This window comes from Neobacillus drentensis, assembly GCF_036966985.1.
GTDB classification, from domain to species: domain Bacteria; phylum Bacillota; class Bacilli; order Bacillales; family Cytobacillaceae; genus Neobacillus; species Neobacillus drentensis_E.
The window spans coordinates 1-6,515 of sequence record NZ_JBALSN010000056.1 but is presented as its reverse complement, the minus strand read 5'-3'; the positions used below and the strand labels follow the sequence as shown (position 1 = coordinate 6,515).

Annotated in this window: 7 protein-coding genes; 4 read left to right on the top strand and 3 right to left on the bottom strand. The window is 36.7% G+C overall.

Annotation, left to right across the window (positions count from 1 at the left end):
* Nucleotides 1-365: 365 nt before the first annotated feature.
* Nucleotides 366-1,538: an MFS transporter gene (locus V7659_RS03950; protein WP_335538260.1), complete on the top strand. Its 1,173-nt coding sequence runs from the start codon at nt 366-368 to the stop codon at nt 1,536-1,538.
* A 72-nt stretch (nt 1,539-1,610) separates the two neighbouring features.
* Nucleotides 1,611-1,940 (top strand): hypothetical protein, encoded by a 330-nt coding sequence (locus tag V7659_RS03945; RefSeq protein ID WP_335538258.1) that lies wholly within the window; start codon nt 1,611-1,613, stop codon nt 1,938-1,940.
* 62 nt (nt 1,941-2,002) lie between these two features.
* Here V7659_RS03945 and V7659_RS03940 read toward each other — a convergent pair whose 3' ends face one another.
* Both V7659_RS03940 and V7659_RS03935 read right to left on the bottom strand, forming a co-directional pair.
* Complete coding sequence (locus V7659_RS03940; RefSeq protein ID WP_335538256.1) at nt 2,003-2,848, bottom strand: D-alanyl-D-alanine carboxypeptidase family protein; 846 nt, start codon at nt 2,846-2,848, stop codon at nt 2,003-2,005.
* A gap of 238 nt (nt 2,849-3,086) precedes the next feature.
* A complete protein-coding gene (locus V7659_RS03935) occupies nt 3,087-3,461 on the bottom strand; it encodes a DnaJ family domain-containing protein (protein ID WP_335538255.1) in 375 nt (124 codons plus the stop codon).
* A gap of 176 nt (nt 3,462-3,637) precedes the next feature.
* Between V7659_RS03935 and V7659_RS03930 the strand changes: the two genes are divergently transcribed.
* Together V7659_RS03930 and V7659_RS03925 are read left to right on the top strand one after the other, a co-directional pair.
* Nucleotides 3,638-4,525 (top strand): permease, encoded by an 888-nt coding sequence (locus V7659_RS03930; protein ID WP_335538254.1) that lies wholly within the window; start codon nt 3,638-3,640, stop codon nt 4,523-4,525.
* A 12-nt stretch (nt 4,526-4,537) separates the two neighbouring features.
* Complete coding sequence (locus V7659_RS03925) at nt 4,538-5,386, top strand: TIGR03943 family putative permease subunit (protein WP_335538252.1); 849 nt, start codon at nt 4,538-4,540, stop codon at nt 5,384-5,386.
* A 68-nt stretch (nt 5,387-5,454) separates the two neighbouring features.
* Here the strand turns inward: V7659_RS03925 and V7659_RS03920 are convergent, their stop codons facing one another.
* Nucleotides 5,455-6,387 carry a metal ABC transporter substrate-binding protein gene (locus tag V7659_RS03920; protein ID WP_335538250.1) on the bottom strand — a complete coding sequence of 311 codons (933 nt, stop codon included), beginning with the start codon at nt 6,385-6,387 and terminating at the stop codon, nt 5,455-5,457.
* Nucleotides 6,388-6,515: the final 128 nt, after the last annotated feature.

Genomic DNA, 6,515 nt, shown 5'->3' with positions numbered 1-6,515 from the left:
AGGGCGGAGAGCGAAGTCCACTAGCCGCTGGGCACTGGAACCAGATTAAGAGAAACACCGTTCCGGAGATGGAATGGTGTTCTTTTTTGCTTTAAACACACTTTTCCGTTCCCAAGCTGGTTTTGTTGGCAAGGCTTTTATAGGTATGCTATCGCTTGCTAGCAGTATGCTTGGGTTTCACTATCTTTTTGCTAAGCGTTTGATAAATCAATAATCAGCGTGGTTAAGCAGTATTGCATACTATTTCCATGCAAGGAAATAGTATGCAAGAGACTTGTTTTTCTAGGAACTTTTCCATTATCCTATTGATAGGAAGAAGTAAGTAATATCAACGACTTTAAAAGTCATCTAGGAGTGAAATTTCTTTGCATTCAAAGTCCGCTTTACCGATTTTATTTGTAGTAATGTTCTTGGTTATGGTGGGATTTGGAATTATCATTCCAGTTTTACCTTTCTATGCCGAAGAAATTGGGGCGAACCCAACCGAACTAGGTTTACTTATGGCGGTGTATTCGCTCATGCAGCTCATTTTCGCTCCAATGTGGGGGCAAGTTTCCGACCGAATTGGGCGAAAGCCAGTGATGATGATTGGAATTGCTGGACTTGGTCTCTCCTTTCTTATTCAAGCATTGTCGACAGAGCTTTGGATGTTATTTGCGGCAAGAATTATTGGTGGTATTCTTTCCTCTGCTAATATGCCTACCGCAATGGCCTATGTTGCCGATATCACCACCGAAGAGAATCGCGGCAAAGGAATGGGGATTATCGGTGCAGCAACAGGCTTGGGCTTTGTTTTCGGTCCAGCAATTGGTGGTATATTCTCAAAATTCAGCTTGAATATGCCCTTTTTTCTTGCATGTGGTTCTTCTTTCATCACTTTGATTCTTGTTTTCCTTTTGCTCAAAGAATCAAAACAGAAAAACGGAGCGGTTACGAAAAAAAAGCCTTCATTTTGGAAGGCGCTTAGCGGGGCTGTAACCGTTCTATATCTAGTGCAATTATTAATTTCTTTATCCCTTGCTGGTTTGGAAGCAACCTTTGCCTACTTTGCTGCTAAAAAGGCAGATTTGGATGCTACTCAACTGGGGTATATTTTTATGATCATGGGATTTGGAAGTGCAATTGTCCAGGGTGGTTTAGTTGGTAGATTGACAAAGAAACACGGGGAGAGGATGGTTATCCAGTCGGGTATCATTGTTTCTGCGCTTGGATTTGCTTTGATTTTATGGGTGAATAGTTTTGCCACTGCAGCCCTTTTTCTAACCATATTTGGTTTAGGAAATGGAGTAATTCGTCCAAGTGTATCTTCTCTAATTACGAAAACGTCAAGCGCAGGCTACGGAAGTTCAACTGGCCTATTATCTTCCTTTGACTCTCTTGGACGAATTATTGGTCCTCCACTGGGTGGATGGTTGTTTTCACTGGCCATTGGGCTCCCTTATATATCTGGTGCGATAATTTCCATAGCTGCATTTATTCTATTTTTACTTTTTCGACCGCAAATCTCTTCTGTAAAATCAACAAATATACAAAACTAATCAATAGGTATATGTTTTTAGGACATGCATAAAATGGGTTACGAGGATGTAAGTGAAAAAGGAGCCCAGTTTATGAAATTAAAAACCTTTATTAGTATTTTTTGCTTATTGGTCACCTTAGGTTTTGCAGCGTATCTTGATTCACCGTACTCATTTATTAATAAAGACGTTACTTATTCATCCGACCAACCTGTGATGGCACAGCCTGTAGAAGTTGAGCCTTCAAGCGATGTTCCAGTTTTGGAGGAAAAACTTGAGAAAGTCGAAAAAGTAGATGGCTATATCGTAGAAACGTACCAGGAGTACGAGGTTTACAAAGACAAAGATGGTAATGTATTAAAAAGTGAGCCGACAGGTAAAATCGACACTCTACAATATTGGAATGACCAAGAACAACATTAAGACCGCTGACAAAGCGGTCTTTTTTATGCAGTCAGATGAATCGCTATAAGCAATCTTCTCGACTACCTCGCTTCCAGATTTTCTGACTTCATATGGGCAAATGAATAGTTTGCCATGGTTTGAATATCGCTGTATTTTGACTGTTTATCGGTTTTCATGACAACTGAGATGACTTCCTTATTTCCCTTTTTTAAGTATTCCATTAGTGTATGTTGAGCCGCATTTGTAAACCCTGGTTTACCAGTAATCGAGTACGGGATCCTTTGAAATTTAAATAGATTAAGGATTGTCTTTTCTTTCTTGCTTGTTTTAATCATTGTCGTTCGTGTAGTCATAACCTTTAGGACATTGGGATGTTTAATTGCTTCTTTTGTGATGATAGCCATATCATAGGGAGTTGTATAATGGTTTGGATCATGAAGACCATTTGGTGTAACGAAATGAGTATTTTTAAGGCCCCATTTTTTGACCCTCTGATTCATTAGCTCGGCGAATCCTTCTTCGCTTCCTGCTACGTTCTCAGCAATCGTTACGGCGACATCATTCGCACTTAACAATAATAAAGCTTTCATGGCGTCTTGCTTCGATAGTATTTCGCCTGCTGTAAGCCCCAAACAAAGGCATTCTTGATTTGCCGCATGAGAACTAACCTTTAACAATTCCCCTTCTTTCATTTGTTCATCCAAAATTGTGGCCGTTAATACTTTAGTTATACTCGCAGGATACGCTTTTGAATGAGCATTTTTACTGTAAAGAATCTCGCCTGTCGTTGCATCTATGGCAACTCCAAACTCACCCACAATATTGGGGGTCTCTGTCTCATTAGCACTGACCCTATTTGATACGATTCCAACTATAAGAAAAAGCACTAACAAAGGTGTTATCACAATCTTTCTAATGTCAGACATATTGTATGTACCTCCATTTTTTCACCCTTTAACTACTTGCATTTATTTTGTTCCATTTTTAGGAGAAATAACATAAAAAAGCTGATAGCGTACAGCCATCAGCCCGGAAAAATACAAGTAGTCTAAATAAATCAGAAAAAACTCAGAGAAGGTTTAAACGAGGAAATGCTCATTTTTGAGGATTCATTTTCTGAAGATATATGAAGTTACCTTTTTGATTTAACCTGTAGTCATCAGTTTATTTCATTTTTCCATAAATTTTCTCGGCATAACTACCAAAACGCACATTTGTATTTTTTCTTCTTTGTTCCATTATTTTTTCAAACTGAAGCTGTTTTCGTGTTAATTTTTCTTGTAACCTGTTGATTTCATCGTCATCTGTGGCAGCAGAAATCAGATCATTTAAGGTAATCAATTCTTTTCGTAAATCTACTTGATCTGAAATGAATCCAGCATTCTTAAGCATACGGTACCCCATTTTCATTTCCGCGTTCATCCCTGGCAGATCATCTTTCAGATTCAATGGCTTACCCATTCCAGGTAAATTTTCAAACTCCCCATTTTTTATCGCCTCTTTTATTTTATCTTCAGCTATTCTTGAAAATAAGTCCATGACACCCCTCCTTATTATTTTCTATTTTAACCTATTTGGGCGAAAAATGGTAAAACATAAACTAGATCTCTTCTGACTTGGTTTAATTCATTGTTTATTCCAGATTTTTCGTTGGACGAATGAATAGGATGAGAGTATAGTAGACTCCATCAGTCTTTTATTATAGGAGGACTCTTATGTTCGGTATAACCTTACCGCAATCTTTTTTACAAATGAATACCATTTTTATTTCAATCTTAATCGAAGCTCTCCCATTCGTGACGCTTGGTGTATTAATATCAGGAATCATTCAAATTTTTGTTACTGATGAAATGATTGCAAAAATCATGCCTAAAAATAAAGTTCTAGCTGTAATCTTTGCCAGTTTCTTAGGTATCTTATTTCCTTCTTGTGAATGTGGGATTGTTCCAATCGTAAGCAGACTTGTTTCTAAAGGAGTCCCGATTTCCGCAGGGATTGCTTTTATGCTGACTGCACCGATCATCAATCCAGTGGTCTTGTTTGCAACCTTTATTGCGTTCGGCAGTGATTGGAAAATGCCACTTTATCGAGCAATTGGAGCGATACTTGTAGCTGTCATTGTAGGTATCTTAATCGCTTTTCGATTTAAGGGCAGCCCGTTTAAAGAACATTTTCATCATCACCATTCCGATGGGAAATCTACTCCATTTTTCAAAAAAATCTGGCAGACCCTGGAGCATGCAGTTGAAGAATTTTTCTCCATGGGAAAATATTTAATTATTGGTTCACTAATTGCAGCAGCTGTTCAAACATATATTAAGACATCAACGCTTGTTTCAATTGGTCAAGGACAAGCATCATCCTCGATCGTGATGATGGCTCTCTCTTTTATTCTTTCTCTTTGTTCCGAAGCTGATGCTTTTATTGCTTCGTCGTTTAGAACGACCTTTTCAACGGGTTCATTATTAGCCTTTCTTGTGTTTGGGCCTATGGTGGATATTAAAAATCTAATGATGATGCTGGCAACATTTAAGAAGCGGCTCGTATTTATGATTGTATCTTCTGTGTTCGTTGTGGTCTTTGTTTACTCTTTACTGTTTTAAGGAGTTGGAACTATGATAAGAAGTTTAATATTAATTGGCTTTACTTATTTAATTTTTCAAATGCATCTTACCGGGGACATTAATAAATATATCAACATGAAATATTCTTATCTTTCTGCCACTGCTGGTTATGCTTTACTTGTGTTAACGATTGTCCAAATCTTTATGCTTAGCAAAGGTGATTCAAAAGAAGCATCTTGTGACCATGATCATTGTGGACATAATCATTCGAAAGAAAACAAATGGTATAAAAAGCTTTTCATTTATCCAATTTTCGCCTTTCCAATTATTTCAGGGCTATTTTTTCCAATTGCCACCCTAGATTCAAATATTGTAAAAGCAAAAGGTTTCCATTTTCCTATTTACGATGAAGGAGAAGGAGATTCCTTTATGCAGCAGCAATTTTTACGGCCAGATACGAGTGTGTATTATGGGAAAGAAGATTATGATGTGTTAATGAAAAAGGAAAAGAAAAAGTATGTAAACAAGGAAACAATCATTTTAAATGATAAAAATTATTTAAAAGGAATGGAAACAATATATAACTACCCTGGTGATTTCTTAGGAAAAGAAATCGAGTTTAAAGGGTTCGTGTTTAATGATTCGGAAACAGTCAATAAAAACCAGCTTTTTGTGTTCCGATTTGGTGTCATCCATTGTATTGCCGATTCAGGTGTCTTTGGTATGTTAGTTGAAATGCCAGATGGCACGAAATTGAAAAATGATGAATGGGTCACCGTAAAAGGGAAAATATCAACCATTTATTATCAGCCCTTTAAAACAAACGTTCCTTATTTAAAAGTAGAAGATTGGTCTACTACTTCTGCTCCTAAAGAAGAATATGTTTTTAGAGGATATTAAAAATGAGCCGCCGAGATTTCGGCGGCTCTTTCTGACGATAAACAATATTTCAAATCAAAGAACTAACTCTAAAAAGATAATTTTAATGCATCAAGATTTTTTTTCATAACATCTAGATAGTCTAAACCTTTTTCTTGTTCTTCTTTAGTTAATCCTTCTAATGGATTTAAAACTTCAGTTTTAGCACCTATTTCATTTGCTAATGTTTGAGCCACTTTGGAAGAAGTAAGTCCTTCAAAATAAATGACCTTGATATTTTTCTTCTTGGTTACTTCCGCTAATTCTTTCAATTTACCGAAGGTTGGTTCGACATCTGGGGATAGTCCTGCAATTGGAATTTGCGTTAACCCGTATTGTTTTGCTAAATAACCAAATGCAGCATGTTGGGTCACAAATTCTTTTTTCTTCGCCCGATCAACTGCCTCTTTGTATAAGTGATCTAATTCAGCAAGTTGGGCTTTAAAATCCTCTGCATTTTTTTTATATTGATTTTTATTGTTTGGATCAAGCTGTATGATGGCCTTAGCAATCGTGTCGACCTCTTGCTGGGCTAGCACCGGAGAAAGCCAGACATGAGGGTCCTTTGATGATGCGTGATCTGAATGATGTTCCTCCTCTGATTCTAATGCATTAATCAATTCAATCCCCTTCGAAGCTTCAATAACAGTTAAATCTGAATCATTAATGCTCTTTAATACTTTTTCAGTCCAGCTTTCAAAGTATCGACTATTGTAGATAAACATGTCGGCATCTTGAATTTTAGCCATATCCTTTGCAGTCGGCTCCCAATCATGTGGTTCTGCACCGTTCGGTATTAATAACTCCACATTTGCTGAACTGCCAGCCACTTTTTGGGTAAAATAATACATTGGATAAAACGTGGTGACAATTTGTAATTTTTTTGTTCCTTCACTAACTTTTTCACCATTTGTCTGAGCAGCATTGGAACAACCACTTAATACCAAAAGTAAAATAATTAAAGGGCATAATAGTCTTTTCATAATCAATTTTCCTCTCCGTAGATACCTAATTAGGAATTATTACGATTTAAAATAAATAATTATTCCATATAATATAAGTTTATTAGATTGAATAAATCGTAATTGTTACGAATTGTATCTTATAACGA